Source organism: Paenibacillus sp. OK060 (assembly GCF_900101205.1).
GTDB lineage: Bacteria > Bacillota > Bacilli > Paenibacillales > Paenibacillaceae > Paenibacillus > Paenibacillus marchantiae.
Genome location: NZ_FNFR01000004.1, coordinates 505011 through 530876 on the forward strand (window position 1 = coordinate 505011; position 25866 = coordinate 530876).

Sequence of the window (25866 nt, forward strand, 5' to 3'; positions counted from 1 at the left end):
GCCTAGCGTGTGCATCTTTGAAGCTTGAAACGAGGAGGAATAATATCAATGTTAAGTTCCATTGGACCAACAGGTTTTATTTTGCTGGCCGTTATCGCGTTGCTTTTGTTTGGACCCAACAAGCTTCCGGAATTGGGGCGGGCCGTCGGACGCACTTTCCGTGAATTCAAAGAAGGCGCACGTGAGATTATTGCGGATGATGATTCATCCAGTCGCAAGGAGCAGGAAAAGGCGAAGCCGCTGGCATCTGAAACTGCATCTGCAGACAAGCCTGAGGACAAACGCCTGCCGGAATAACTTTGACGGCAATGAAAGAGAAATCCCTTCCTGCCGGAAGGGTTTTGTATTTTAAGCTGGCAACAATGGGGGGCAGGCATGACGCAGCAGAAGGAAGAAATGACGCTTACAGAACATTTGAGTGAGCTGCGCAAGCGGTTGATTTATGTGTTGAGTATTTTTATTTTGGGGCTGGTGGCAGGCTTTCTGGTGGCGGACCCGGTGTATCAATATCTGACGAAGGCAGAGACCGCTCAGGGCTTTGTACTGCATGCATTCTCGTTCTGGGACGGGATTGGCATCTACATGAAGATTGCTGGTCTGTTCTCACTGGTCATCACGCTGCCGTTTACGGTGTTTCAGCTCTGGAAGTTTGTCAGTCCAGGTCTCAGGCCGCGTGAGCGAAAAGCCACGTTGAAGTATGTACCTTATGTATTTCTGTTATTTCTGATCGGGTTAGCTTTCTCCTATTACGTTGTTTTCCCGATGGCACTTTCTTTTACTTCATCGATTACGGAAAAAATGGGGCTTGTCGAGACTTACGGAATGAAGCAGTATTTCAGTTTTTTGTTTGGCATTGTACTGCCGGTATCCCTGTTGTTCGAACTTCCGTTAATCATTATGTTCCTGACAGGACTGCGCATATTGAATCCCATCCGGCTTCGCAAAATGCGCAGAGTCGCTTATTTTGTCCTGATTTTCATTGCGGTTGTGGTTACACCGCCTGACTTTATTTCCGATTTTCTTGTGATGATTCCTTTGCTCCTGTTATATGAGATCAGTGTGTTTCTGTCTGGCTTTGTGTATCGCAAACAGCTTGCAGCTGATGCAGAGGCTGAATCCCGTTACATCCGTGCCGAGGATAAGCAGAGCGCAGTATAACAAGAGAGATCCATCTGATTGTTATGACTATGATAATCTTGTATGGTGCCCGTCCCGGGATAAGGCGACCAGTTCTTACCCGGGAAATGAAGGGCGACAAACTTTTACGGTTATATATTCTGATGGACGGGACAAGCAGGCATATTATGTTCAACAATGGATACAATGGAAAAGGGTTGCCTGAGAACGATGCAGGAGGACTTACGGATTCTGTGGAATAAGTTAATGAGGTATTATGGCATTTACGCAGGCCAATCGGGAGTTTTTTGGCTGGGTTGGTGTAAATACAACGTAAAATCTCGCAGGAATTCATGAAAAGGACTTGAAATCATGCTTCAAGTTGAAGTATCATAAAGTTGGTTGTTAGCACTGAACACTGTCGAGTGCTAATACATATGGCTACAACCTACAATGTAACGTTATATAATTTCAAAAGGAGGCTATTTTTCATGATCAGACCTTTAGGTGAACGCGTATTGGTAGAACCACTGGAGCAAGAGCAAACAACTTCTTTCGGGATCGTACTGCCGGACTCCGCTAAAGAAAAACCGCAAGAGGGTAAAATTATTGCTGTTGGCGCAGGAGTATTGAAAGACGGAGTACGTGTAGCTCTGGAAGTGAAAGAAGGAGATCGCGTTATTTTCTCCAAATATGCCGGTACAGAAATCAAGTTCGAAGGTAAAGAATATTTGATTATGAAAGAAAGCGATATTCACGCGATTCTCGACTAATTCAAATTTAATCGGTTAACCGAACCATATAGCAACACTATTTTACACAATATACTAGGGAGGTTTTCTTACCATGGCTAAAGACATTAAATTCAGTGAAGACGCTCGTCGTTCCATGCTTCGTGGTGTGGACGCATTGGCTAATGCAGTTAAAGTAACACTCGGTCCTAAAGGCCGTAACGTGGTTCTGGAGAAAAAATTCGGAAGCCCGCTCATCACGAATGACGGTGTAACGATTGCTAAAGAAATCGAACTGGAAGATGCATTCGAGAACATGGGTGCACAACTGGTTAAAGAAGTAGCAACCAAAACAAATGATGTTGCCGGTGACGGTACAACAACTGCAACTGTATTGGCTCAAGCGCTGATCACAGAAGGTTTGAAAAACGTAACTGCAGGCGCTAGCCCAATCGGTATCCGTAAAGGGATCGACAAAGCGGTTAAAGCTGCTGTAGCTGAACTGCAATCCATCTCCAAACCAGTTGAAACCAAACAATCCATCGCACAAGTTGCGGCGATCTCTGCAGCTGACGAAGAAGTAGGCGAACTGATCGCTGAAGCTATGGAAAAAGTGGGTAAAGACGGCGTTATCACTGTTGAAGAATCCCGTGGATTCGCTACAGAGCTGGAAGTGGTTGAAGGTATGCAATTCGACCGCGGTTACATCTCTCCATACATGATCACGGATACGGACAAAATGGAAGCTGTTTTGGACAACCCGTACATCCTGATCACAGACAAAAAAATCTCCAACACGCAAGAAATCTTGCCATTGCTTGAAAAAATCGTTCAACAAGGCAAACCGCTTGTATTGATCGCTGAAGATATCGAAGGCGAAGCACTGGCGATGCTGGTTGTGAACAAATTGCGTGGTACATTCAACGCTGTAGCTGTTAAAGCTCCAGGATTCGGTGACCGTCGTAAAGCAATGCTGCAAGATATCGCTGCCCTCACTGGTGGCCAATTGATCACGGAAGAACTGGGTCTAGACCTGAAATCCGCTGTTGTGGAACAACTGGGTACAGCTCGTCAGATCCGTGTAACGAAAGAAAACACAATCATCGTTGACGGTGCTGGTAACAAATCCGATATCGATGCACGTGTTAGCCAAATCCGTACACAACTGGAAGAAACAACTTCCGAGTTCGACAAAGAGAAACTGCAAGAGCGTCTGGCTAAATTGTCCGGCGGTGTAGCAGTAATCAAAGTTGGTGCGGCTACTGAAACAGAATTGAAAGAACGCAAACTTCGCATCGAAGATGCCCTGAACGCAACTCGCGCTGCGGTTGAAGAAGGTATCGTATCCGGTGGTGGTACAGCGCTCATGAACGTATACAACGCGGTTGCAGGCGTAGCCCTGTCCGGTGACGAGCAAACAGGCGTAAACATCGTCCTGCGCGCTTTGGAAGCACCAATCCGTACAATCGCAGCTAACGCTGGCGAAGAAGGTTCCGTAATCGTGGAACGTCTGAAAAAAGAACAAACTGGCGTAGGCTTCAACGCTGCGACTGGCGAGTGGGTTAATATGATCGAAGCGGGTATCGTTGACCCTGCCAAAGTAACACGTTATGCATTGCAAAACGCTGCTTCCGTAGCAGCAATGTTCCTGACTACTGAAGCGGTTATCGCTGACAAACCAGAACCTGCAGGCGCTGCTGGCGTTCCTGACATGGGCGGTATGGGTGGAATGGGCGGCATGATGTAATAAAGGTGTAAAAACCTTTTGTAATGCCGATAGATGAAGGCTCCCGAAAGGGAGCCTTTTTTCATTTACTAAGATCGAGGGAGGAAATCATCTGAGAAAGGGTACGAAGTGGACATTGTGGATTCTGGGCTTGATGCTCGCTGCAATTTTTATCAACTTCTATATGAATCTATATAGCTTTGCTTATGCGCTGATTACCGTGCTTTTACTTGTATTTATGGGATGGGGGTTCTTAGCCAAGTTAAAGAACGACGTTCGACAGCATGAAGATCATCATAGAAGAGAGCATCAAACTGCGATTGATGACATCGATCAATACACCAGGTAAAACTAACCAGCATATCAGGAATAGCATTAAAGATACGTTACAAGCAAACTAGGATTAAATGAGTAAAGGCTCCCGTGAGGGAGTCTTTTTAATTTTGATTAGTATGATGATAGTCTCTTCTATTGCTAAATAGACAGTAGTTAAGTAAAATAAACATATGAATAATTGCTCATATATTAATACATAAGCGATATTGGAGATGATACATATGTATGATGTATTAGTTTTCGGGGCTGGGCAAGCAGGCTTGGCGGCAGGTTACTATCTTCAACAGTCGGGGTTAACCTTTTTAATCGTTGACGCTGTCTCATCTGTCGGGGAATCTTGGCGTAAACGGTACGACTCCTTGCGTCTTTTTACCCCACGAATGTATGACGGATTACCCGGAATGCCTCTTAGTGGAAATAAAAATAGCCTGCCAAGCAAGGATGAAATTGCAGATTATTTTGAAAACTATGCTAAACAAATGGAGCTTCCAATAAAGTTAAACTGTTCAATCTCTCGTCTCTCGAAACGAGATGAGATGTTCTATGCTGAAACCAATGATGGAATGATAGAAGCGCGCAATATTATCGTTGCGACGGGACCTTTCCAGACCAAGAATGTTCCTCATTTTGCTACATCATTATCCGAGAATGTAATTCAACTTCATTCATCAGAGTATAAAAACCGCTCTCAATTGCTTCCTGGAACAACAGTAGTCGTAGGCGGAGGGAATTCAGGCGCCCAAATTGCTGTAGAGTTAGCATCAGATGATAGACAAACCGTATACATATCCATAGCTCGAAATATAACATTTAGACCTTTGCATATCAAGAAACGAAGTATATTCTGGTATTTCGAAAAGCTCGGAGTATTACGTGCAAGTGCAGATCGTATGGTCGGAAAATGGTTACGAAATCAGCCTGAGTACGTATATGGCTATGAGTTAAAAGAGTTGATCACTAAAGGGAAAGTTAACAAGCGTCCACGTGCTATAAATGCAATAGATAACCGCATCCTATATGAGGATGGGAGTGAGGCACCAATAGACAATATTATCTGGGCTACTGGGTTTAAACGAAATGATGGTTGGATTGATATCGCTACTGCTTTTGATTCCCAAGGTGAAATTTTACACGAGAGAGGAGTATCACCGGTTGCTGGACTATATTTTGTAGGGCTGCCTTGGCAAACATCACGAGGTTCAGCACTGTTGGGATGGGTTAAATACGATGCTCAGAGAATCGTTAATCATGTGATTTAAAGGTAAGACACATCATGCTAGAGCAGATGCTAGGGATGATTAGCGAATATCATAAGTCACATTTTTGGGTATATTCCTAAAAAGAGGAGATCACAATTACAAACACTGAACTATCCAAACAGTACATATCACACGTTAGGCCGTTCCTTCATGGAGCGGCCTCTTTACACATTGGGTCTTATTTCGCAACAGTTATTTCAAAAGTAGAGTGATCATGATCCTGTATGCTGAAGCGATATTCAAATCCATTTCGAACCGTTGCTCCATCAAAATTACTCTGACTTACATCGCGATCCAATATGCCGATATCCTGAATCACGTCTTGCGCATCATTATACGTGTACTCGCTATTGGTTGTCAGAATGAGTGTAGCGATAGCGGTCAAAAAGATTCCACCCGTTGGTTCGCTGACATCACCATTCTCGTACAACCTGACTTCTTGTACTTTTTGATCTGAATTTAATGTACCAACCAATCGTAATTTATCATTGAATACATACTCGAAAGCGCCAGTGCCCTGCTCGGAAGAGTCTTTCATATCCAAGCGGGTAATACTCAAACCATTTAGTCGGTATTTGCCCACGGCGCCATTAAACTTGTTTTTGAATTCCTCCGTTGTCATATGGAAGCCAGAGGCATTCGTTTGAGTTAGAGGTGCGTGATCTTCCTCTGTTGTAACAGCGCCAGATTCTTGTTTCTCCGTCTGATCTGTCCCAGATGATTGCGGAGGATTTGAAGGTAAAGCCAGCATACCATACATTCCTATCGAAGCAATTGCAAAACATGCCGCCGTTAGCAAAACATGCTTTATCGGTATCCGGTTATGTTTTCGTATGGATAAGACCATCAAAACAATAAATACGAAGAAAGCCATAAAGCCTAGGATGAATAGTATTGTAAACAGATATTGCAAATTCTCACCTCGTAATGCATCGTTATTTCGTACTCTCATTATAATGTTCCTTCGAGAAACTTTAAACCTGTACTCGTCTCTTTAAAAAAATATGAACAGCGAAGGCGAGCGGACGAAAAAAGATGACCCCTGTGCAGTACAGGAATCATCTCTTAAGTGTGGTCTAATCCCCCTGTTAAGAGGCGTTCGGTTCGTTAGCCCTCAATCGGTATTTAGTCAGGCATAATCCAGACGATTTCGGCAATGCGCACGAAGAATTTTCTATTTCTTTCCTCTAGTACAACATGGTCATGTTTAACAGCGACCACACATCCATCCAGTCTACCGCGAGTCGTTTCCAGGATAACCACTTTTCCCACCAGGGACATTAGACTTTCGACTACGCAATGATCCACTGGATGAACGACAATGTTATGGGGCATATGGGGCACATAATGTGAGTTAGCCATGGGATGCATCATTTGATAATTATTCAAGAAAAAACCTCCCAAATCATTTATACGGCATCCTATGCGATTGCCCACGCGAACGACTGGGCGTTTGACCAAAGTATATACTTTTGGAAAATCCGAATGAGGTATTATGTTTGTCAGCCAATCGCAGAGGGTCAAGTTTACAGTGAAATGAATGAAGCACTGCCGGCGTTTTAGCCAGCAGTGCTATTTTTTCTTATCATCACTTGGACTTAATCCAGCAAGGAAAGTGTGACTCGAATCGAGTTTTCTATAAATGAACGATTGGGACGGGACTTCATGAAAACGGTCAGTCCAATTAGGGATACAATAAGTGCTTGCGCGACAGCCTTAGCGTCCAGGGAGGGGTTAAGTTCCCCTGATCGCATTCCCCGCTCAATATTTTCCTGAAAGATGACCGACAGGTACATCTGATGTTCCCGGGTGAGAATTTCAAATTTCTCATCATGGGGTGCAAGCTCAACCATCGTATTGATGCAAAAGCATCCACGACTGAGTCGCTCTGCGTTGTATTCTTCGTCCACGATTTCTGCAAAAAAAGTACGAAAGGCCTCTTTAACCGATGTAATACCCGCCAGTCTGGTTCGCATCTCTGCGGCACGAGCCATCGTGTATTTCCGTAGCGAAGTTTCGAACAGTTCTCTTTTATCTCCAAAAGTGGAATATATACTGGGTCTTTGGATGCCCATTCTTGAAGTCAGATCACTTAATGAAGTGGCTTCATATCCTTTTTCCCAAAAAAGCTGCATCGCTGCATCCAGCACTTTCTCTTCGTCAAATTCGCGAGTTCTCGCCATAATAAATACTCCTTGTTACTTATATTTTCTCAAGTATAGATATTTCGTACTCATCAGTATGATATATAATATATAACTCTCAATAATTTGTCAAACCAACGTCTTTTTGATGATTTATTTAAGAAATGAGATACATATTTAATCAAAATAAATAAATTGACAGTGAGAGAAACACTGAGATATATTAACTACCTAAATAACATACCGATCGGTAATTTATTTTACGAGTAGTGATAGTCCAATTTTGAATAAGGAGAAATCAGTTATGGAAATAGGAATTACTTCTTTTGTGGAGACGACACCCGATCTTCGGACAGGTGAGGTCATAAGTCACGCACAGCGATTGCGTGAAGTGGTGGAAGAAATCGTGCTTGCCGATCAGGTGGGGTTGGATGTATTTGGCGTAGGAGAACATCATCGTAAAGATTATGCGGCTTCTTCCCCAGCGATGGTGCTGTCCGCAGCTGCATCCCTGACCAAGCGTATTCGGCTGACTAGTGCAGTAACGGTACTTTCGTCTGCTGACCCGGTACGTGTGTTCCAGGATTTTGCCACACTGGATGGCATTTCGAATGGACGTGCGGAGATTATGGCAGGGCGGGGTTCCTTTACCGAATCATTCCCTTTGTTTGGATATGAGCTAGGTGAGTATGATGAGCTGTTCGATGAACATCTGGAACTGCTGCTTAACCTGCAAAAGTCCGAAATAGTCAACTGGCGAGGTGGGCACAGACCTGCAATACATAATCTGGGCGTATATCCACGGCCTGTGCAGAGCCCTTTGCCCATATGGATTGGCAGCGGGGGCAATCAGGAATCGGTGGTTCGTGCAGGATTGCTGGGACTTCCGTTGACGTTGGCTATTATTGGCGGGAGCCCGGAAAGGAATTTTGGCCCCCTTGTACAGTTGTACAAGCAGGCAGCGGCACATGCCGGACATGACGCTTCGAAGCTTACTGTAGGGTCGCATTCGCTCGGATTTGTGGCTGAAAATACAGAGCTGGCGGCTGATCTGTTCTTTCCTTCTACCCAGGCGGGCATGAACAAAATCGGCAAAGAACGCGGATGGGGACATTACAGTCGTGCCAGCTTTGATGCTGCACGTAGCCATGACGGTGCTTTGTATGTAGGTGATCCAGAGACGGTTGCCCGAAAGATTATTCACCTTCGCAAGAATGTGGGCATTACACGTTTCATGATGTACGTACCGATTGCCACGATGCCACATGATCAGGTGATGAGAGCGATTGAATTGCTCGGAACAGAGGTGGCACCTCGAGTGCGCACAGAGTTGGCTGAGTGGGAAGCTGAGAATGGACAAAGAGCATAAAGAACATACACTGAAGGTGGAATTGCATATGAGTTTTGTAGATCGGGTGGTACCTGAATTAAGAGATGCATTGACCCAGTTTCCGGGCTTTAATTTGAAGGGGGCATTGCAGGTTAGCCGGGCGATGCTCATGAATCCACCGATTGAGAAGTCGGATGACGTACGCACAACAAAGAGAATTATTGCTGGGGCAGCAGGAGACATGCTGGTCAAAATATATGAACCGGCTGAGCGTACTGGAGATAAATTGCCAGCGATGTTGTGGATTCATGGAGGAGGTTATGTGCTGGGACATCCGGATATGGATGATGCATTATGTGAACGCTTTGTACAAGCGGCTCATTGCGTAGTTGTATCGGTTGATTATCGCCTGGCCCCTGAGCATCCTTATCCTGCTGGCCTTCATGATTGCTATGCAGGTCTGGTATGGATGACGGACGAAACGGAGTCGCTTGGCATTGATCTTAGCCGGGTCGCAATTGCCGGAGCAAGCGGAGGTGGAGGACTGACTGCAGCACTTGCACAAATGGTCCGCGATAAAGGTGGGCCGAGCCTGATCTTCCAAATGCCGCTGTACCCGATGCTGGACGATCGGAATATTTCGGCTTCGAGCCACGAAATTACGGAACAAAATGCCACATGGAATCGGACGAATAACCTGGAGGCATGGAGTATGTACCTTGGAGGAGAGATGGAGGGATTGGGGGAGAACGAAGAACACAACATGCCTTCTTACGCTGTCCCAGCAAGAACTGAAAATTTGGCAGGGCTACCCCCAATGTATACGTATATTGGCCAGCTTGATCTGTTTCGAGATGAAACTATTGAATATGTGACACGCCTTGCGGCAGCGGGAGTGGATGTCGAAATGCACCTCTATCCCGGTGCTTATCACTGCTTCGAAGTATTTGTGCCTGATGCGGAAGTTAGCCAGCGGGCTAGTCAGGATTATATCCGGGCCATGGCTAGAGCGCTTAATCCCTCATGGGAGCAATAAATGTCTCCGGAGTTGTCCATAAAAATTGATGTTCTTTTCATCTTCATTTCAGATTCCGTTAAGGTAACAGGGGTAAGATAAGTCTTGTAAACCCCTTCTCGTGTTAAATAGATGTGTGACTAGCCCCGTCGGATCGTCCGGCGGGGTACTTTTTTTCTTCATTTCATCGGTTGATGGTATGATAGATAAATACATAAATGCTAGTAACGGAGGGATGGTTCGTGGACCCCAGCCTGCATCCGCTGTTCAGACCCATTCAGATGAATGGGACAGATCGGAATACGTATTATATTGAACAAATACCTTCTATCTCCCTAATGGCTCATGTAGCCTGTTATTGGGAATCCGGTTCTATTCCGCACACAGGAGAGCAAGATCAGGAACCTATATCAGTGCCCGCTCGGGTATTGCCGGATGGCTGCACGGACATGCTGATTACATACGACTCGGTCCGTTCGGCTCATTCCTATGCATACTGTGGCAATTATACGCATCCATTTGCTGTGCCCGAGGCATCCGATGTAAGTCCTTCCGCAGATTACACATTTGGCGTACGTTTTTTTCCGGGTGGGGCGTACGTTTTTCATGGTTTGCCATTGGAAGGATTTACGGACATGCGAATTCCGCTTGAGGAATGTTGGCCAGTCAGGTTGAATGAGCTTCGAGAGCGGATGGCTGGAACAAGAACCTTTGAAGAACGGGTGGAGGTAATGAATGCCTATCTGAGTCCACTATCCGTGCAAACCAATACATACGAGAATGATTTGATGAAAAACGCGCTGCATCGCATCTTTATCGATGGGGGACGTATGAGCGTCAGTGAGCTGGCAATGCGAGAAGTTGTCAGTGAACGCCAGCTGCATCGGAAGTTTGCAGAATGGATCGGAATCAGTCCGAAGCGATTCAGTGAGGTGGTTCGTTTTCATCGTGTCCTGGGCAGTATTCATCAGGGGCATACGGCGGATGGGGTAGCGCTGGCCCTGAATCATGGTTTTTTTGACCAAGCCCACTTGATTCGTCAATTCCGCAAGTTTTATGGGGAAACCCCACTGACCGCTGCCAAGGAACATCAACAAAGGTTGTCCGATTTGTACAATAAGTCGGTTGCCCCTTCAGATATACTGAGATCGTGAGAATAATAGTAAAGGAGATATCATATATGAATGGAACATTGCAAATTCGGAATCATCTGCTCAATGAATTGGAGACGGGAGTACGTACGGGGGCGAGTCTGATCCGCCTAATCCGTCCAGAGGATTGGGCATACCGCCCGCAGGACAATATGCGTTCACTGGTGGAACTGGTCCATCATTTTATTCAGATCACGGCATCGGACCTTGCCATTATGCAGGAGAAGAGCGAAGCCGAGGTTGGTGTGGTAGAGAATAGCCTGTCAGGGATCGAGGATAATGAAAAATTGGAGGCAACACTTTGGGGCAATTTGGAGGTCTACAAAGCCTATATTGTATCACTCAGCGAAGAAGAGATGTTGAATCGTTCAACCAAAGCCTTCTATATGGAGCACGGTCATTTGCAGGCTCAATGGCAGATTGAAACGCTAACTCACGTATTCCATCACCGTTCACAGTTGTATAATTACCTCAAACAACAGGGGCATGAGTTGAACTTTTTCATGCTGTATGCTTAAAAATCTTAGAATATGAGTTTTGTGTAATTAGCTCCGCCTAATGACTGGCGGGGCTTTTTTTTTGTGTCTAGTATTCTAGCGTCTCTATTAAAATGGACGTTATCACACGGTCATTTTACCGTTACATTAATAGATTCCAAACATAGAATACTGTATCAAAGCAAAAGGAGGTGATTTCCATGGCCATCCTTTTACCGCAACAATTTTATGCCTTAGATGCAAGCGTGGGTAAATCGTATTATGAAAACCTCGCTGGAGGTACGAATGCCAGCATCACGGTGAACAATTTTGGTACTGCCCCGGTAGATCTGGTTGTGACTCGTGTTAACGCTCCAGTGATCACGTATATGATCCCAGCTGGCAACAGCCTTACGTTGTCTGTTGATTTGCTGCTCGTAGCTGCACTGCTGACTACTGCGGCAGGTGCTTCAACAGGCACGATTCAAATCGCGACATCTGATTTCTAATGAATGTAGCGTGCTTTGTGAACCTCTGTCGGACATGTTGTCGGCAGAGGTTTTTCTTTTTTTTTATGGATGCATCATATCGATTCAATCAAGAAACAGCCTCAGAAATTGTATGTGCGACCCCAGTGATATAATAGGTTTAGATCAAATTTTTGTTTACATAGGTTACTATTCGAGTAATTTATATTAGGAACATCGTGAAGACTGATGTTGTGAAACAGGAGGTTATTGGACGATGAAAAGACCAACGTTTCTTGAAACCGAGCGGCTTGTTTTCTCGACATGGAATGAAGAAGACCGTGCTCTGGCTTCCGCTCTATGGGGAGATCACGAGGTATCGAAGTGGATTAGCAGCAAAGGATTTCTGAGCGAGGATGAAGTGGAAGCGAGATTGACTCAGGAATTAAAAAGGCAAGAAGATGTGGGAGTGCAATACTGGCCACTCTTTGAGAAAGATTCGGAAGTGTTTGTTGGTTGCTGTGGCTTGCGCCCGTATTCTCCGGAAGAAGAGATATATGAACTGGGATTTCATCTAACCCGGGATCATTGGGGCAAGGGCTACGCCATGGAGGCGGCAGGGGCGGTGATTGACTATGCATTTGGCGAACTGAAGGCTAAAGCGTTGTTTGCCGGGCATCATCCGGATAATGAAGTGTCACGTCACATGCTGTCCAAGCTGGGCTTTGAGTATGTACGGGATGAGCGTTATGAACCGACAGGACTGATGCACCCGTCCTATTTGCTGAAAAAGGAATAAATATGTTCCAAAATGCAGCACAACGTCTTTAAATATATAGCATAAATGGATGGATAGCAGCGGTGACCGTCATTTTTTGGTAAAGGGGTTTTCATCGTTTTTTTATTTCATTTTCAGCTTCTATTAAGGTAGCAGAGGTAAGATAATTCTTGTAAACCCCTTCTCGTGTTAGATAGATGTGTGACTGACCTCGCCGGACGCCGGTGAGGTATTTTTTTGCTTGTTTTTATAAATATACACAAAACAAATATAAACAAAAATAAATAAAGCAAATAACGCTGTGTATTATTGACTAATAAAAGTAAACAAAGGTATAATGAATGTGAAAAAAGGAACTTACTATGTACGTGATGGGCATTCTATTTTTTATCATGAGGAGAGAATGATGATGAACGTGACCCTTACCAATGAAACAACGCAGGCTGCAGGCTTCCATATCCCATTTGTTCGTGAGATGGCGGAGATTACTCAACATATGTGGAAAAACGGGTGGGATGAACGCAATGGTGGCAATGTCAGCTATCTGCTGGGGGAAGAGGAAGTTGCCAAATATATCGATATCAACTATGTGATCCGCAAGATCAAACCAGCATTTTCGATGCATGAGCTGGCAGGCAAGTATTTTATTGTGACTGCTTCGGGCAAATATTTCAAAAATGTACTGGCTGATCCGGAGAGCAATCTGGGGTTGCTACGAGTATCGAATGATGGACAGGAGCTGGAAGTGCTGTGGGGGCTAAAGTCGGGAGCGAACCCAACGAGTGAATTGCCTACGCATTTTATGAGTCATATCGAACGTCTGAAAGTCGACTCGAAACACCGGGTTGTGATGCACAACCATGCGACCAATGTGCTGGCGATGACCTTTATACATGAGTTGGATGAAATGAAATTTACAAAGACGCTGTGGCAGATGTGTACGGAATGCGTTGTCGTATTTCCTGACGGTGTTGGTATTATTCCGTGGATGGTGCCTGGATCGAATGAAATTGGACGGGAAACGGCTGAGAAAATGAAGGAATACCATGCGGTCATTTGGCCGCAGCATGGGATTTTTGGAACAGGTACAACGATTGATGAAGCCTTTGGCCTCATTGAGACTATTGAGAAAGCGGCTCAGGTGTATATGCTGGTTGCAGGTCATGAGATCAGACAGAGAATTACGGATGAGCAGCTAGCTACATTGGCCCAAGCTTTCGGTGTCACTCCATGTCCTGGTATATTGGGCATAGAAGTTTGACGGATCGAAATCGTATAAAAGAAAGAGCTACAACACAGCCTAATATGAATGGTCTTTGGTTTATTAAACCGAAGGCCATTTCCTTTTTTTTGGCGAACAAACGCCATTTTGGTTCAAAAACGTTCAAAAAACTGATAAAGCGCGGCTTTGTTATCGATTATTGAATCGTAGAATGCATTATCACACGCTGGCGAAATTCGGGTGAAATGACGTATTGTCAATGGCTCGGCGATTTTGCATAATAACAATGCTTCACAGATGAAAGACGGAAGGAAGTTATGATCATGCTTGGCAAAATGAAGAGAATCTTAATAGGCAAGCCAATGAAATCGGCTGAATTGGATGCAGAAAAATTGGGGAAATGGAAGGCACTTGCCATTCTGTCCTCCGATGCACTATCGTCCGTTGCCTACGGTACGGAGCAGATATTACTGGTGCTCGTTGCGGCCGGATTCGCCGCCTTGTGGTACTCTGTTCCAATCTCCATCGCCGTGTTGGGATTACTCGTCATTTTAATTTTTTCCTACCGCCAGACGATTTTTGCTTATCCAACAGGAGGCGGCGCGTATATCGTAGCCAAGGATAATCTCGGCACGGCTCCGAGCTTGATTGCCGGAGGATCTTTGCTGGTCGATTATATTCTGACTGTTGCGGTAAGTTCGTCCGCAGGGACCGATGCGATTACATCTGCCTTTCCAATGCTTCATGATTACAGCATCGTCATTGCACTGATCATGATTGTATTTCTGACTATTATGAATTTGCGAGGGGTGACGGAATCAGCTTCCGTATTGGCGATCCCCATATATCTGTTTATCTTTTCGATTGCGATTCTGATTATCTCCGGAGGTATCAAATTTCTGGCTGGTGGCATGGAAGCTGCGGCCCCAGAATTCGGAACGAGTATGTCTCATGTGAGTCTGTTTCTGCTGCTGAAGGCATTCAGCTCGGGTTGTTCGGCCTTGACCGGGGTTGAGGCGGTGAGTAACGCCATTCCGAACTTCAAGCAGCCTGCGGAGAAAAATGCAGCAGGAACCTTGATGCTTATGGGATGTATTCTGGGAGCCATGTTTATCGGGATTACGTTACTTGCTTATGGTTACGGGGTGAAGCCTGATCCGAAAGCCACAGTCATTTCCCAGATTGCCGAAGCGACATTTGGCAGGGGTACGATGTATTTTATTATTCAGGGTGTAACGGCCTTGATTCTGTTCCTGGCAGCGAATACGGCCTATTCTGCTTTCCCGCTGCTGTCCTTCATGATGGCAAAGGATAAATATATGCCACATATGTTTATGGTTAGAGGAGACCGCCTTGGCTTCTCGAACGGTATTATTTTTCTCAGTGTGATGTCTGCCTTGCTGGTTGTTGGATTCAAAGGAAATACGGAAAGCTTGATTCCGCTCTACGCGGTGGGCGTGTTCATTCCATTCACCCTGTCGCAGCTGGGCATGATGATTCGTTGGATCAAAGTCAAACCATCCGGATGGGGTGTGAAGCTGCTCGTCAATACGATTGGTATGCTGACCACACTGTCGATTACATTGATTTTTATATTCACCAAGTTCACACAAACATGGGTTATCTTTATTTTCCTGCCACTCGTCGTTTATGTGTTCATGCGCATTCACCGTCATTACTGTAACATCGCGGATGAATTGAGGATTGATATCAAGCTGGAGAAACCGGTGAGAAAGGGCAATACGATCGTCATTCCGGTGGCTGGCATTACAAGGGTGGTCATGAATACAATCTCTTACGCCCAGACGATGTCAGATCACGTGGTTGCCTTGTATATCGGGTTCGATGATGAAGCCATTCGCAAGATGGAGCAGAAGTGGGAAGAGTGGAACCCTGGCGTTCGCCTGGTTGTCATTAAATCAAGATACCGCAGTATTATGGGACCGCTCAAGAAGTTCATTGATACCGTGGAATGGAAAACGGCCGAGACGGACCATATCACGATTCTAATTCCGCAGTTCATCACCAAGCATTGGTGGCAAAATGTACTGCACAACCAGACCAGCTTCATGATCCGCGCTTATTTGATCAATTACAAAGACGTGATTGTTACAACAGTGCCGTATCATCTCAATCGTTAAAAGGCTTCGTCTACACTGGCCAATGGCATGAAAAGAGTATGTCATATGCTTATATGCCATCCATTTTCTTTGGGATTCTCTACCGAAAATTTTGCGTTAACATTAAATATCCAGTTTTCTGTTAAATTGATTGAGTAGATATCGAATCGTTGTTCATCTTCCCTTAACACATAAAGCCGCACGAACGTTCCCGAATCAAGGGAGTTCTTGCGGTTTTTTTGCTGTTTGCTGAGCTTGTTATGAAGTCTATTTAACATCCCTTGTTTGGTAAAGTCGCTTGTCCACGATTAACGCTGCGTTGATTCAGAACGGATGCTGCTGTGACAGTTGGCTTTTACACTAGATAATGTGGGTGATGAAGTTCACACACCGAATGCGTAGATCAAGGGGGAAGAAAATCCGATGAGTGAGCTTGACAACCGGATCGGCTTGCCTGCTGCCAGACGGCGCGTATGGGGTACAAGTCAGCGCCGGACAGCTTCGCTGCGTGTGCAGCGAATGCGGGAGAATATGCTGGCCTATGGTTTCCTGGCACCATCGCTGCTTTTATTTGCAGTGTTTCTGTTTTATCCGATGTTCAAGTCGGTGTACCTGAGTCTGCATTCCACTGACCCTACCGGACAGATTGCAGCTTATGTGGGACTGGACAATTTCAAGGCGGTATTCCAGTCCGGACTGTTCCTGCAAGGCATGAAAGTGACGTTGCTATTTGTCCTGTTTACCGTGCCAACCGGCATGCTGGCAGCTCTGATTCTAGCGGCATTAACACACAACCGTTTCAAGGGAATGCGTATATTCCAGTTTGTATTCTCTCTGCCCGTGGTATTGTCTGTCGGTTCATCGGCGGTCATCTGGAAGTTCCTGTTCCATCCGACCTTGGGCATGCTTAATTATTTATTGGGAAAAGTTGAAATCGATCCAATTCCCTGGCTGACCAGCCCGGATTGGGCCTTAATATCGATCTCCATTATGACGATTTGGATGAATCTCGGATTCAATTACATTATTCTATCCAGCGGATTACAGGGCATCCCGGATGAAATTTATGAGAGCGCGAAGATTGATGGCGCAGGTCCTTTACTTACTTTTCGCAAAATCTCGATGCCACTGCTGTCGCCAACCCTGTTTTTCGTCACAGTTGTATCGATCATTGGTGCGTTCCAATCATTTGGTCAAATCAACATTCTAACCCGTGGTGGCCCGATGGACAGCACCAATGTATTCGTATATTCCATCTATCAGGAAGCGTTTGTTAATTTCCGCTTTGGGACGGGCAGTGCGCAGGCGCTTATCCTGTTCGCGGTCATTATGCTGCTGACCCTGATTCAGTTCAAATGGGTGGAAAGGAAAGTGCATTACCAATGAGGACACCATGGACCAAAACATTGCTGTATGTGTTGCTTACATTCTGTGCGGCACTTGTACTGTATCCGGTGCTGTACACCTTTTTCATGGCGGTCATGACGCCGGAGGATGCCAGTGCGTATCCCCCTCATATCATCCCGCAATCGATAGACCTGTCCAATTTCACGGAAGTATTCGATATCGTTCCGATTGGTTCGTTTATCGGCAATACATTCCTGGTGGCAGGACTGACGATGCTTGGTCAGCTTGTTACAGCGAGTATGGCGGCCTATGCATTCGCGAAAATGGAGTTTAAAGGCAAGAACGTCATCTTTAGCATGTTTGTGGCGACGATGATGATTCCTTGGGAAGTCACCATGATCCCGAACTATCTGACGGTGCGCAGTTGGGGCTGGCTCGATACGTATCAGGGACTGACCATTCCGTTCCTGGCAACAGCGTTCGGTACATTCCTGCTGAGACAATTCTTCATGCAGCTGCCCAAGGAACTGTTTGAAGCAGCGAAGATCGATGGCTGTGGGCATATCCGGTATTTTGTGTCCCATGTCCTGCCATTGTCTCGCCCGGCACTTGGAACATTGGCAATCTATTCGTTCCTGAGCATGTACAACTCCTATCTGTGGCCACTGCTTGTTACAAATACTCCAGAGATGAGGACGGTACAGATCGGGATCTCGATGCTGGAGTTCCAGGAATCCACAGCATGGAATCTGGTGTTTGCCGGCACAGCGCTTGTTATTTTACCGTCGCTGCTGCTTCTGGTCTTCGGTTTGAAACAGCTTGTCCGCGGTATGGCCGCAGGCGCGCTGAAGGGTTGATTAAGTTAAGAGTGTATGGATTTAACGGGTTAGTGGTTTGGATACCCAGGAGCGAATAAACAAGGCCTCACTCTTGAAATAAGTTCTTTAAAGGCTGCAAAAGCAGTGGAGGGGACGAAATCGATTCTGTAGAAGCGAAGCGTTCGCCTTTATCACCGGATTTTCTCCTTTGAGGGAGATGAAAAAAATCCGGTGATAACAGCGATCGAAAGAACGATTCGTAACCATAACGGCCACCTTGCAGAAATTAAAGCACTTATTGTGACGTGAGCCCCAAAAAAAGGAGAGCGATTATGATCGGGTTTCGTTTGAAAAAAAGAGGAACATTTGCATTGATGTTGGCTGCACTTATGCTGGTATTGTCCGCTTGTGGCGGAAAAACCGAAACAACAAGCACAACGGGCGGAGCGCAGGCAGATGCTGCAGCTGCTGAACCGGTACAACTGACGTGGTGGCATTCGATGTCGGGTGCAGGGGAGAAAGCCATTAATCAACTCGCTTCCGATTTCAACGCAAGTCACCCGGACATTCAGGTGAAGGCAATCTATCAAGGGAAATATGATGAGAGCCTGAACAAACTCAAAGCTTCCATGGGTTCGGACAGTGGTCCGGATATTATCCAAGTGTACGAGATCGGCAGCAAGTTTATGATCGATTCGGGCATGATTACGCCGGTACAGCAATTTATCGATAAAGATAAGTTCGATCTGTCCCAATTGGAGCCCAATATCATCCGTTATTACACCATCGATGGCAAATTAAATGCGATGCCGTTCAACACATCGAACCCGATTCTGTATTACAACAAAGATATGTTCAAAGCTGCTGGTTTGGACCCGGAGAACCCGCCTAAGACATATGAAGAGTTTGAGCAAGCAGCTAAAGCACTGGCGAAAGACGGTAAACCAGGTGCATCCATGGCCATCTATGGCTGGTTTATGGAACAGTTCTTTGCGAACCAGAATGCAGATTATGTAAACAATGGTAACGGAAGAACCGGTGCAGCGACTGAATCCATGCTGAACTCTGAAGCTGGTGTGAAGACTTTGACATGGTGGAAAAAGATGATGGACGAGAAAACCGTCTCTAATCTGGGACGCAGCACTGACGATACGACCGCTGCGTTTACCGCACAGCAAATCGGTATGACGCTGGATTCCACCGCTGGATTGCGCAAAATTGTAGAGGGTGCTGGTGGCAAGTTTGAGCTGGGAACAGGCTTCCTGCCACGTCCAGCAGATGCCAAAGAAGGCGGCGTCGTTGTTGGTGGCGCAAGCTTGTATATTATGAACAACAAATCCGAAGCTCAACAGCAAGCCGCTTGGGAGTTTATCAAGTACCTGGCTACACCTAAGGTACAAGCTAACTGGAGTGTTGCGACAGGATACTTCCCTATTACGACAGCAGCCTACGATGAGCAAGTATTAAAGGATAATATGGCGAAGTACCCGCAATTCCAGACAGCAGTCGACCAATTGCACGCTTCCGCTGATTCGACAGCAACATCCGGGGCTGTAATGGGTGTATTCCCCGAAGCACGTCAAATTGTCGAAGGAGCGATCGAGACAGTTCTGAATGGACAAGGTACACCGCAAGACGTATTGGATGCAGCAGCGAAGCAAATTACAGACAAGATTGGGCAGTATAACAGCACGGTGAAGAAGTAACTTATTTCTTGAAATAGGACAAACTTTAGGCTGGATATAGCAAAGTTGAAATGTATGGCTTAACTTAGGATTTCATAACGAGTGAGACGTATGCGATGGTCAACCCTGACTGTCGCATCGTTTTGCTGTGAAAATATCTTGAACAAAATTGCTTTAAGGCGAATTGGCTATAGGGATATCTAGCAATATATGTCGAATACAGAGATCCACATCTTTATTATGTCAGTTTAAGTTACTCAATATAGGTTTTTATACACAGAAATTCACTATAAAAGTAATAAATCTGACATATAAAAGCTGTGAAGTAGTACTTTTTTACCTATTTTTATTTTTTGTCATCAATTTTGTGATGTTTGTGTTCAATTTTATATCATTTAAAAAGAATATTGTTTACACGTAATAGAAGTTCAGTTATCTTATATTTGAACTAATGTACAAGCTTCATGAACAAATGATTATGAATTTAAAACATGGAGGTAGGTAAAAGATGCATGTTCTGCAAATGAAGAGGTGGCTCAGGTTGTTCCTGGCCATGGTCCTGCTCATCACGGGTGCCATTCCAGCCGGATTGTTCAGCAGTAAGGCAGCCGCGGCGGATGAGCCGTTAACGGTTGCTCAGGCGATAGCTCGCAACAATGATGGACTACCGGGGACAGTAGAAGGATACGTTATCGGGTACTTTAACAATAATTCTAAAAACCAACTTCAAACCGAAGCTCCGTTTAGTGGAGGAAGTAATTTCGGACTTGCCGATACTCCAGGGGAAAGGGATTTAAGCAAGATTATGTCTGTTCAAATTCCCAGTGATACCTCCGTACGTGACATATTTGGATTAAATAAAAATCCCGAGCTGTTTGGTAAAAAAGTCAGGATAACCAATGGAACGTTAGCTTCCTATCTTTCTCTTCCTGGCCTCAAATACATTGACTCCTCTTCAACAACCTTCCAACTGATCGATGAGACTCCAGTAACTAAAGTGGCAAACGTCACAGCTAATCCTACTTCCGGCGCTGTTCCAACAGGGACCCAGGTGGCCTTGGAAACAACCACAGTCGGTGCAACTGTATACTACAAACAGAATACGGATGTTGATTATCTTCCCTACACCGTGCCCATCACGGTAAATGATGCAACTCACATTGAAACCTACGCAGCCAAAGAGGGGATCGACAATAGTGATGTTATCAGTTTTGACTACACCATCATCGACAACAGCCCTATTTCCATCTCTGATGCAAGAAAAGCAATTGAAAATACGACCGTTACCGTTCAAGGCATTGTAACTTACAGCGAATTATCCGGAAGTGTATCCAATCTGTATATTCAGGCTAACGATGCCGGGATCGTTGTGCGCGGTAATGCTTCTGGTGTGGAAGTGGGAGACCGAATTGAAGTCTACGGCCCAATTACGATCTACAACGGCCTTATCCAGGTTGAAGCAAGCAAATCGGGATTTCAGGGTGGATATATTCGGACTGTCGAAAAGTCACAGGATATACCTTCACCTGTACCACTCAATTCTTCCCATTTTGCTTCTGGCGCGGGGGGGAGTAAGGGTTCTGGAGGGCAGTATGAAGGGATGCTTGTCGAAGTAAACAATATTCAAGTGACAAAAAGCAACACGCCCACTTACACGGCGACAGATGAACATGGCGGTGAAATGCTGATTTATGCCAAAAACAGCCCGTCTGCTCTCTCCGTTGGCAAATCTTATCATAAAGTGACAGGAGTCTTGACGTACCATTCCACTTACGGTCTGGAGTTGATTCCTCGAACGGCGTCGGATATTCTGGAGGATTTGCTCTCCGTAACAGCGAGCACACCTTCCGGTGGTATTGTAAAAGGAACGGAAGTTACGTTGTCTTCCCCTTATGTAGGTGCCCAAATTTTCTATACACTGGACGGTTCTGAACCAACTGTGAATTCAACGGAATACACACAGCCTATTACGATTAATCAAGATCAAATCATTAAAGCTGTTGCTACTGCTGATAGCAGAGTAAGCACCATTTTTTCTTTTGAGTATACTGCGGTGGATCGACTTGATGGTGTACGTATTCACGAAATTCAGGGAGCAGGCCATTATTCCATTTATGACGGACTGAAAGTCCAGAATGTAGAAGGTGTAGTTACATCTGTTGTTAACGTAGATTCATTCTATATGCAATCCATTCCTGGTCAGGAAGATGGAGATCCGGCAACTTCTGAGGGGATTTTAATCTATAAGAAAGATCATGGAATGAAAATCCAGCATCAAGTTAAGGTTTCAGGTCAAGTCAAAGAGTATGCAGCAAGCGCAACAGACCTGCCAACCACTGAAATTGTAGCTTCTGAGATTACGTTGGAACAACCCAATGTTGAATTGCCACAACCCGTAATCATTGGAAAAGGTGGTCGCGTAATACCGAATGTCATTGATTCGGATGGATTGAGCGAATTCAACCCGGACGTGGATGCCATTGATTTCTATGAAAGTCTGGAAGGCATGCGTATTCAGTTAGATAATGCTACTATTCTTGGACCTTATTCCTACAATCCTGGATTAGCAGTGACGGTAGACAACGAACTTAATAATCCATTGCAGACCCCGGCAGGAGGACTAATCTTAAGTAGAGATGGAGCTGGAGAGTTTGAAAGTTCTCTAAATCCTCAACGCTTATTCATTAATAAAAAACCTTCTCAAGCTGTGACCACGGGTGATAAATTTGCAGGCCCGATTAATGGTGTGATTTCTTATTCGAGTGGTAATTATAAGGTCACCTTGGAAGGCGATTTACCTCCGATTACATCCAGTGGTTTGAAACAGGCAACAACCTCAATTGAATCACAACAAGACAAGTTGACTATTGCTACATTCAACGTAGAGAACTTCAGTAAAAAAGATGCAGCACGTGGAAACAAAATCGGTAAAATTATCGTTAACAATCTAAAAAGCCCTGATATTATAGGGATCATGGAAGTTCAGGATAACGACGGCGCAACAGATAGCGGAAACACAGATGCGAGTGAGAGCTTCAAAACGCTTCTGGATGCAATTAAAAGCAATAATGGACCAAGTTATCAGTATACCGATATTGCACCGCTAAATAACATGGATGGTGGAGCAACCGGAGGCAACATTCGTGTAGGGTTCCTGTACAATCCGAATCGAGTATCCTTAAAAGCAGGTACCAAGGGTGAGGCAAAAACAGCACTGTCCCTTGATGCAAGTGGAAACCTGTCGCTGAATCCAGGGCGAATTAAACCGGATAATGTTGCATTTGAAGCGTCAAGAAAACCGCTTGCTGCGGAATTTGAATTTAACGGTGAACGTGTGGTCGTTATCGCTAACCATTTCAATTCCAAGGGTGGAGATTTAGCCCCATTTGGTAATGTCCAGCCTGCAACCCGCAGCAGTGAAGTGCGGCGTGCGCAGCAAGCAACGATTGTCAATGATTTTGTAACTGAATTAATTAACAAAGACCCTGACGTAAATGTCGCTGTACTTGGAGACTTCAATGACTTCCAGTTCTCCAAGACGCTGAACATTGTTGCAGGAGACAAGCTGGACAATCTGATAAACAAACTGCCAGAGAACAAGCGTTACTCCTACATCTATGACGGAAACTCTCAGACACTGGATCACATTCTGGTGAACAAAAATCTGTCCGAAACAGCGGCTATCGAAGCGGTTCATGTGAATGCTGACTTCGAAGATTCCCATGGTCGGGTCAGTGACCATGATCCGTTGCTCGCGCAGCTGAGCATTGGAAGCACGGCAGAAGAGGGCGACTTCAACCTGCGTGTATTGCATACCAATGATACGCACGCGCATTTGGATAACATCCCGCGCCGCGTAACAGCTATTAAAGAAACACGCAATGATAACACCCTGGTGCTGGATGCAGGGGACGTATTCTCGGGTACATTGTACTTTAACCTCTTTAACGGTCTGGCGGATCTCGAATTCATGAACATGATCGGATACGATGCGATGACCTTCGGAAACCATGAGTTTGATAAAGGCCCAAGCGTACTCAAGAAATTTATTGAAAAAGCGGAATTCCCATTTGTGAGTGCCAATATTGACTATACGAAGGATGCGAGTTTGGGTGGCTTGTACAACAGTACCATCGGAAATCCAGGTGAGAATTCCCAAATCTATCCGGCCATTATCACGGAAGTAAACGGCGAGAAAGTCGGAATCTTTGGTTTGACGACACCGGATACCGTATCCCTGTCATCACCGGGAGATGATCTGAAGTTTAAGGATTACAAAGCTAGTGCTCAGGCGACAGTGAACATGCTGCAAGATGAAGGTATTAACAAAATCATCGCACTGACGCATCTGGGTTACTCGGAAGACCTGAAACTAGCAGAAGCGGTAGAAGGCATCGACATCGTAGTGGGTGGTCATTCACACACTATTCTGAACAAACCGGTGGTTGTAGATACACACACCGATCCTACGCTGGTCGTACAGACAGGAGAATATGACGTTTCCCTGGGTCAACTGGATGTAACGTTCAACGAAGCAGGTGTACTGAAAACATGGAACGGCAAATTGCTGAACCTGGATGCGAAGGATGCCACCGGTAAGTATGTTTACGAAGATGATAAGGAAGCAGCCAAGAAATTAGAAAGCTATGCGAAACCTCTGGCTGAGTTCAAAAAAGAAGTTATCGGTAAAACGAACGTATTCCTTGATGGAGAACGCGGCAGTGTGCGTAAGCAGGAAACCAATCTCGGTAACCTGGTAGCAGACGGCATGCTAGAGAAAGTGAAATCTATTGTGAAGGAAAACAATGTTAAAGGATATGTAGCCATTCAAAATGGTGGAGGCATTCGGGAATCGTTCAAGGAGGGAGACATCACCCTGGAACAATTGCTGAAAATGATGCCAAATGGAAACAACCTGTCTGCGCTAAAAATGACAGGTAAGGAAATTACGGCTGCGCTGGAAAATGGCGTGAGTGGTGTAGAAACAGGCGAAGGGCGCTTCCCGCAAGTTTCAGGCATGCGTTTCTACTATGATTCCACGAAGCCGGGCGAGAAAGTTGACGCTATAACCAATACGGTGACCCAAGTCGGTCAACGCGTGCTCAAAGTACAGATTAAGAATGCCAATGGCACGTACACAGACATCGATCCAAACGCATACTACATCGTAGCGACGAACTCGTTTATGGCTAACGGTGGAGACTTCTATCGGTCCATGAGAGCGGCCAAGGATGACAACCGGTACTATGAACTGAATCTGGTCGATTATGAAGTCTTCCATGAACATCTGGACCGTGTAGGTACGGTAAATCAGACAACGGAAGGACGCAGTACCGATCTGAAGGGAGCTCCACTTCCGGGGGATGACAACGGAAGCAATCCGGGCAGTGGTAATAGTGGTGGAGGTACAACGACACCAACCACACCAACCACACCTGTAGCACCAACAGATCCAACAACTCCGACCACGCCTACAACACCTTCCGTTCCGGGGAATGGGAATGGTGGCGGTACTACACCAACCAATCCGGGTGTGATTTTGAAAGATATCGGTAATCACTGGGCAGCAGCTGCCATTGAGCAGGCCATTTCCCGGGGAATTGTGAATGGATATCAGGACGGTAATTTCCGTCCAAATGGACCGGCAACACGCGCCGAGTTCATTGTAATGCTGGCAAGAGCATTTGAACTCCCAGCCAGCAGCAAGACGTTGACGTTTAAGGATGCTTCCAAAATTCCAGCATGGGCACAATCCTTTATTGCTCAAGCTGTAGAACAAGGGATCATTAGTGGCTATACGGATGAGACGTTCCGTGCATCCGGCAAAGTATCCCGTGTAGAGATGACGGTTATGCTCGTAAGAGCGCTCGGACTTCCAGTTAAATCGAATGCCACACTAACCTTTGCAGATGCAAATAAAGTACCTGCATGGGCCGTACCTTATATCGCAGCTGCATATGATGCAGGACTGGTGAAAGGTACAGGCAAGAATATGTTTAACCCGCTCGCTGAAGCAACTCGTGCTGAAGTTGTAACCCTGTTGATGTCAGCGAGTGAGTTTCAGGCGAAGTAATAAGACTAATCAATCTTCCTATGAAAAGGGAGCCAATACTCTAATGAGAACAGCTTGCAGACCTTCATCTGC

The 25866-nt window shown here is 45.4% G+C and carries 22 protein-coding genes; 19 read left to right on the forward strand and 3 right to left on the reverse strand.

Annotated elements, in window-relative coordinates:
* Window positions 1–48: 48 nt before the first annotated feature.
* From tatA to BLS14_RS17465, 7 genes are all read left to right on the forward strand, one after another.
* A complete protein-coding gene (gene tatA / locus BLS14_RS17435) occupies window positions 49–297 on the forward strand; it encodes a twin-arginine translocase TatA/TatE family subunit (protein ID WP_063564479.1) in 249 nt (82 codons plus the stop codon).
* Window positions 298–375: 78 nt separating this feature from the next.
* Window positions 376–1158: a twin-arginine translocase subunit TatC gene (gene tatC / locus BLS14_RS17440; RefSeq protein WP_063564478.1), complete on the forward strand. Its 783-nt coding sequence runs from the start codon at window positions 376–378 to the stop codon at window positions 1156–1158.
* Between the two features lie 86 nt (window positions 1159–1244).
* Window positions 1245–1379, forward strand: coding sequence for a hypothetical protein (locus tag BLS14_RS33190; protein ID WP_256336542.1), 135 nt, complete (start codon window positions 1245–1247; stop codon window positions 1377–1379).
* A gap of 228 nt (window positions 1380–1607) precedes the next feature.
* A complete protein-coding gene (groES, locus tag BLS14_RS17450; RefSeq protein ID WP_024630746.1) occupies window positions 1608–1889 on the forward strand; it encodes a co-chaperone GroES in 282 nt (93 codons plus the stop codon).
* Between the two features lie 73 nt (window positions 1890–1962).
* Window positions 1963–3594, forward strand: coding sequence for a chaperonin GroEL (groL, locus tag BLS14_RS17455; RefSeq protein WP_063564477.1), 1632 nt, complete (start codon window positions 1963–1965; stop codon window positions 3592–3594).
* A gap of 115 nt (window positions 3595–3709) precedes the next feature.
* A complete protein-coding gene (locus BLS14_RS17460; protein WP_256336543.1) occupies window positions 3710–3922 on the forward strand; it encodes a hypothetical protein in 213 nt (70 codons plus the stop codon).
* Window positions 3923–4121: 199 nt separating this feature from the next.
* Window positions 4122–5168, forward strand: a complete 1047-nt coding sequence (locus tag BLS14_RS17465) for a flavin-containing monooxygenase (protein ID WP_090953137.1) — start codon at window positions 4122–4124, stop codon at window positions 5166–5168.
* A gap of 178 nt (window positions 5169–5346) precedes the next feature.
* Here the strand turns inward: BLS14_RS17465 and BLS14_RS17470 are convergent, their stop codons facing one another.
* The 3 genes from BLS14_RS17470 to BLS14_RS17485 all read right to left on the reverse strand — a co-directional run bounded on the left by BLS14_RS17470 (window position 5347) and on the right by BLS14_RS17485 (window position 7351).
* Window positions 5347–6120 carry a hypothetical protein gene (locus BLS14_RS17470; RefSeq protein ID WP_143021557.1) on the reverse strand — a complete coding sequence of 258 codons (774 nt, stop codon included), beginning with the start codon at window positions 6118–6120 and terminating at the stop codon, window positions 5347–5349.
* A gap of 173 nt (window positions 6121–6293) precedes the next feature.
* Window positions 6294–6557, reverse strand: a complete 264-nt coding sequence (locus tag BLS14_RS17475; RefSeq protein ID WP_064640066.1) for a DUF2642 domain-containing protein — start codon at window positions 6555–6557, stop codon at window positions 6294–6296.
* 209 nt (window positions 6558–6766) lie between these two features.
* Window positions 6767–7351 (reverse strand): TetR/AcrR family transcriptional regulator, encoded by a 585-nt coding sequence (locus BLS14_RS17485; RefSeq protein ID WP_072734318.1) that lies wholly within the window; start codon window positions 7349–7351, stop codon window positions 6767–6769.
* Window positions 7352–7616: 265 nt separating this feature from the next.
* Here BLS14_RS17485 and BLS14_RS17490 point away from each other — a divergent pair, with 265 nt between their 5' ends.
* The 12 genes from BLS14_RS17490 to BLS14_RS17545 all read left to right on the forward strand — a co-directional run bounded on the left by BLS14_RS17490 (window position 7617) and on the right by BLS14_RS17545 (window position 25794).
* Entirely contained in the window at window positions 7617–8681 is a 1065-nt protein-coding gene (locus BLS14_RS17490; RefSeq protein WP_072734317.1) for an LLM class flavin-dependent oxidoreductase, read from the forward strand.
* A 28-nt stretch (window positions 8682–8709) separates the two neighbouring features.
* Window positions 8710–9678: an alpha/beta hydrolase gene (locus tag BLS14_RS17495; RefSeq protein ID WP_090953389.1), complete on the forward strand. Its 969-nt coding sequence runs from the start codon at window positions 8710–8712 to the stop codon at window positions 9676–9678.
* Between the two features lie 221 nt (window positions 9679–9899).
* Window positions 9900–10811: a helix-turn-helix domain-containing protein gene (locus BLS14_RS17500; RefSeq protein ID WP_090953141.1), complete on the forward strand. Its 912-nt coding sequence runs from the start codon at window positions 9900–9902 to the stop codon at window positions 10809–10811.
* A gap of 26 nt (window positions 10812–10837) precedes the next feature.
* Complete coding sequence (locus tag BLS14_RS17505; protein ID WP_090953142.1) at window positions 10838–11326, forward strand: DinB family protein; 489 nt, start codon at window positions 10838–10840, stop codon at window positions 11324–11326.
* Window positions 11327–11505: 179 nt separating this feature from the next.
* A complete protein-coding gene (locus BLS14_RS17510; protein ID WP_090808113.1) occupies window positions 11506–11793 on the forward strand; it encodes a hypothetical protein in 288 nt (95 codons plus the stop codon).
* 235 nt (window positions 11794–12028) lie between these two features.
* Complete coding sequence (locus BLS14_RS17515) at window positions 12029–12550, forward strand: GNAT family N-acetyltransferase (protein ID WP_090953144.1); 522 nt, start codon at window positions 12029–12031, stop codon at window positions 12548–12550.
* 388 nt (window positions 12551–12938) lie between these two features.
* Window positions 12939–13790: a rhamnulose-1-phosphate aldolase gene (gene rhaD, locus BLS14_RS17520; protein WP_090953146.1), complete on the forward strand. Its 852-nt coding sequence runs from the start codon at window positions 12939–12941 to the stop codon at window positions 13788–13790.
* Window positions 13791–14074: 284 nt separating this feature from the next.
* Window positions 14075–15892, forward strand: coding sequence for an APC family permease (locus tag BLS14_RS17525; protein ID WP_063564464.1), 1818 nt, complete (start codon window positions 14075–14077; stop codon window positions 15890–15892).
* 498 nt (window positions 15893–16390) lie between these two features.
* Window positions 16391–17257 carry a carbohydrate ABC transporter permease gene (locus BLS14_RS17530; protein WP_371121650.1) on the forward strand — a complete coding sequence of 289 codons (867 nt, stop codon included), beginning with the start codon at window positions 16391–16393 and terminating at the stop codon, window positions 17255–17257.
* On the forward strand, window positions 17254–18075 hold the full coding sequence (locus BLS14_RS17535; RefSeq protein WP_090953150.1) for a carbohydrate ABC transporter permease: 822 nt from the start codon (window positions 17254–17256) through the stop codon (window positions 18073–18075). Before BLS14_RS17530 ends, BLS14_RS17535 begins: the two co-directional genes overlap by 4 nt.
* 293 nt (window positions 18076–18368) lie before the next feature.
* Entirely contained in the window at window positions 18369–19742 is a 1374-nt protein-coding gene (locus tag BLS14_RS17540; RefSeq protein WP_063564461.1) for an ABC transporter substrate-binding protein, read from the forward strand.
* Between the two features lie 487 nt (window positions 19743–20229).
* Entirely contained in the window at window positions 20230–25794 is a 5565-nt protein-coding gene (locus BLS14_RS17545) for an S-layer homology domain-containing protein (RefSeq protein ID WP_090953151.1), read from the forward strand.
* Window positions 25795–25866 lie beyond the last annotated feature (72 nt).

Coding starts and splice junctions, on each gene's coding strand:
- groES (WP_024630746.1), top strand. CDS start 1,608: ATGATCAGACCTTTAGGTGAACGCGTATTGGTAGAACCACTGGAGCAA.
- BLS14_RS17540 (WP_063564461.1), top strand. CDS start 18,369: ATGATCGGGTTTCGTTTGAAAAAAAGAGGAACATTTGCATTGATGTTG.
- BLS14_RS17510 (WP_090808113.1), top strand. CDS start 11,506: ATGGCCATCCTTTTACCGCAACAATTTTATGCCTTAGATGCAAGCGTG.
- BLS14_RS17505 (WP_090953142.1), top strand. CDS start 10,838: ATGAATGGAACATTGCAAATTCGGAATCATCTGCTCAATGAATTGGAG.
- BLS14_RS17465 (WP_090953137.1), top strand. CDS start 4,122: ATGATACATATGTATGATGTATTAGTTTTCGGGGCTGGGCAAGCAGGC.
- rhaD (WP_090953146.1), top strand. CDS start 12,939: ATGAACGTGACCCTTACCAATGAAACAACGCAGGCTGCAGGCTTCCAT.
- BLS14_RS17530 (WP_371121650.1), top strand. CDS start 16,391: ATGCGGGAGAATATGCTGGCCTATGGTTTCCTGGCACCATCGCTGCTT.
- groL (WP_063564477.1), top strand. CDS start 1,963: ATGGCTAAAGACATTAAATTCAGTGAAGACGCTCGTCGTTCCATGCTT.
- BLS14_RS17525 (WP_063564464.1), top strand. CDS start 14,075: ATGCTTGGCAAAATGAAGAGAATCTTAATAGGCAAGCCAATGAAATCG.
- BLS14_RS17545 (WP_090953151.1), top strand. CDS start 20,230: ATGCATGTTCTGCAAATGAAGAGGTGGCTCAGGTTGTTCCTGGCCATG.
- BLS14_RS17495 (WP_090953389.1), top strand. CDS start 8,710: ATGAGTTTTGTAGATCGGGTGGTACCTGAATTAAGAGATGCATTGACC.
- tatC (WP_063564478.1), top strand. CDS start 376: ATGACGCAGCAGAAGGAAGAAATGACGCTTACAGAACATTTGAGTGAG.
- BLS14_RS17490 (WP_072734317.1), top strand. CDS start 7,617: ATGGAAATAGGAATTACTTCTTTTGTGGAGACGACACCCGATCTTCGG.
- BLS14_RS17485 (WP_072734318.1), bottom strand. CDS start 7,351: ATGGCGAGAACTCGCGAATTTGACGAAGAGAAAGTGCTGGATGCAGCG.
- BLS14_RS17470 (WP_143021557.1), bottom strand. CDS start 6,120: ATGAGAGTACGAAATAACGATGCATTACGAGGTGAGAATTTGCAATAT.
- BLS14_RS17535 (WP_090953150.1), top strand. CDS start 17,254: ATGAGGACACCATGGACCAAAACATTGCTGTATGTGTTGCTTACATTC.
- BLS14_RS17515 (WP_090953144.1), top strand. CDS start 12,029: ATGAAAAGACCAACGTTTCTTGAAACCGAGCGGCTTGTTTTCTCGACA.
- tatA (WP_063564479.1), top strand. CDS start 49: ATGTTAAGTTCCATTGGACCAACAGGTTTTATTTTGCTGGCCGTTATC.
- BLS14_RS33190 (WP_256336542.1), top strand. CDS start 1,245: ATGAAGGGCGACAAACTTTTACGGTTATATATTCTGATGGACGGGACA.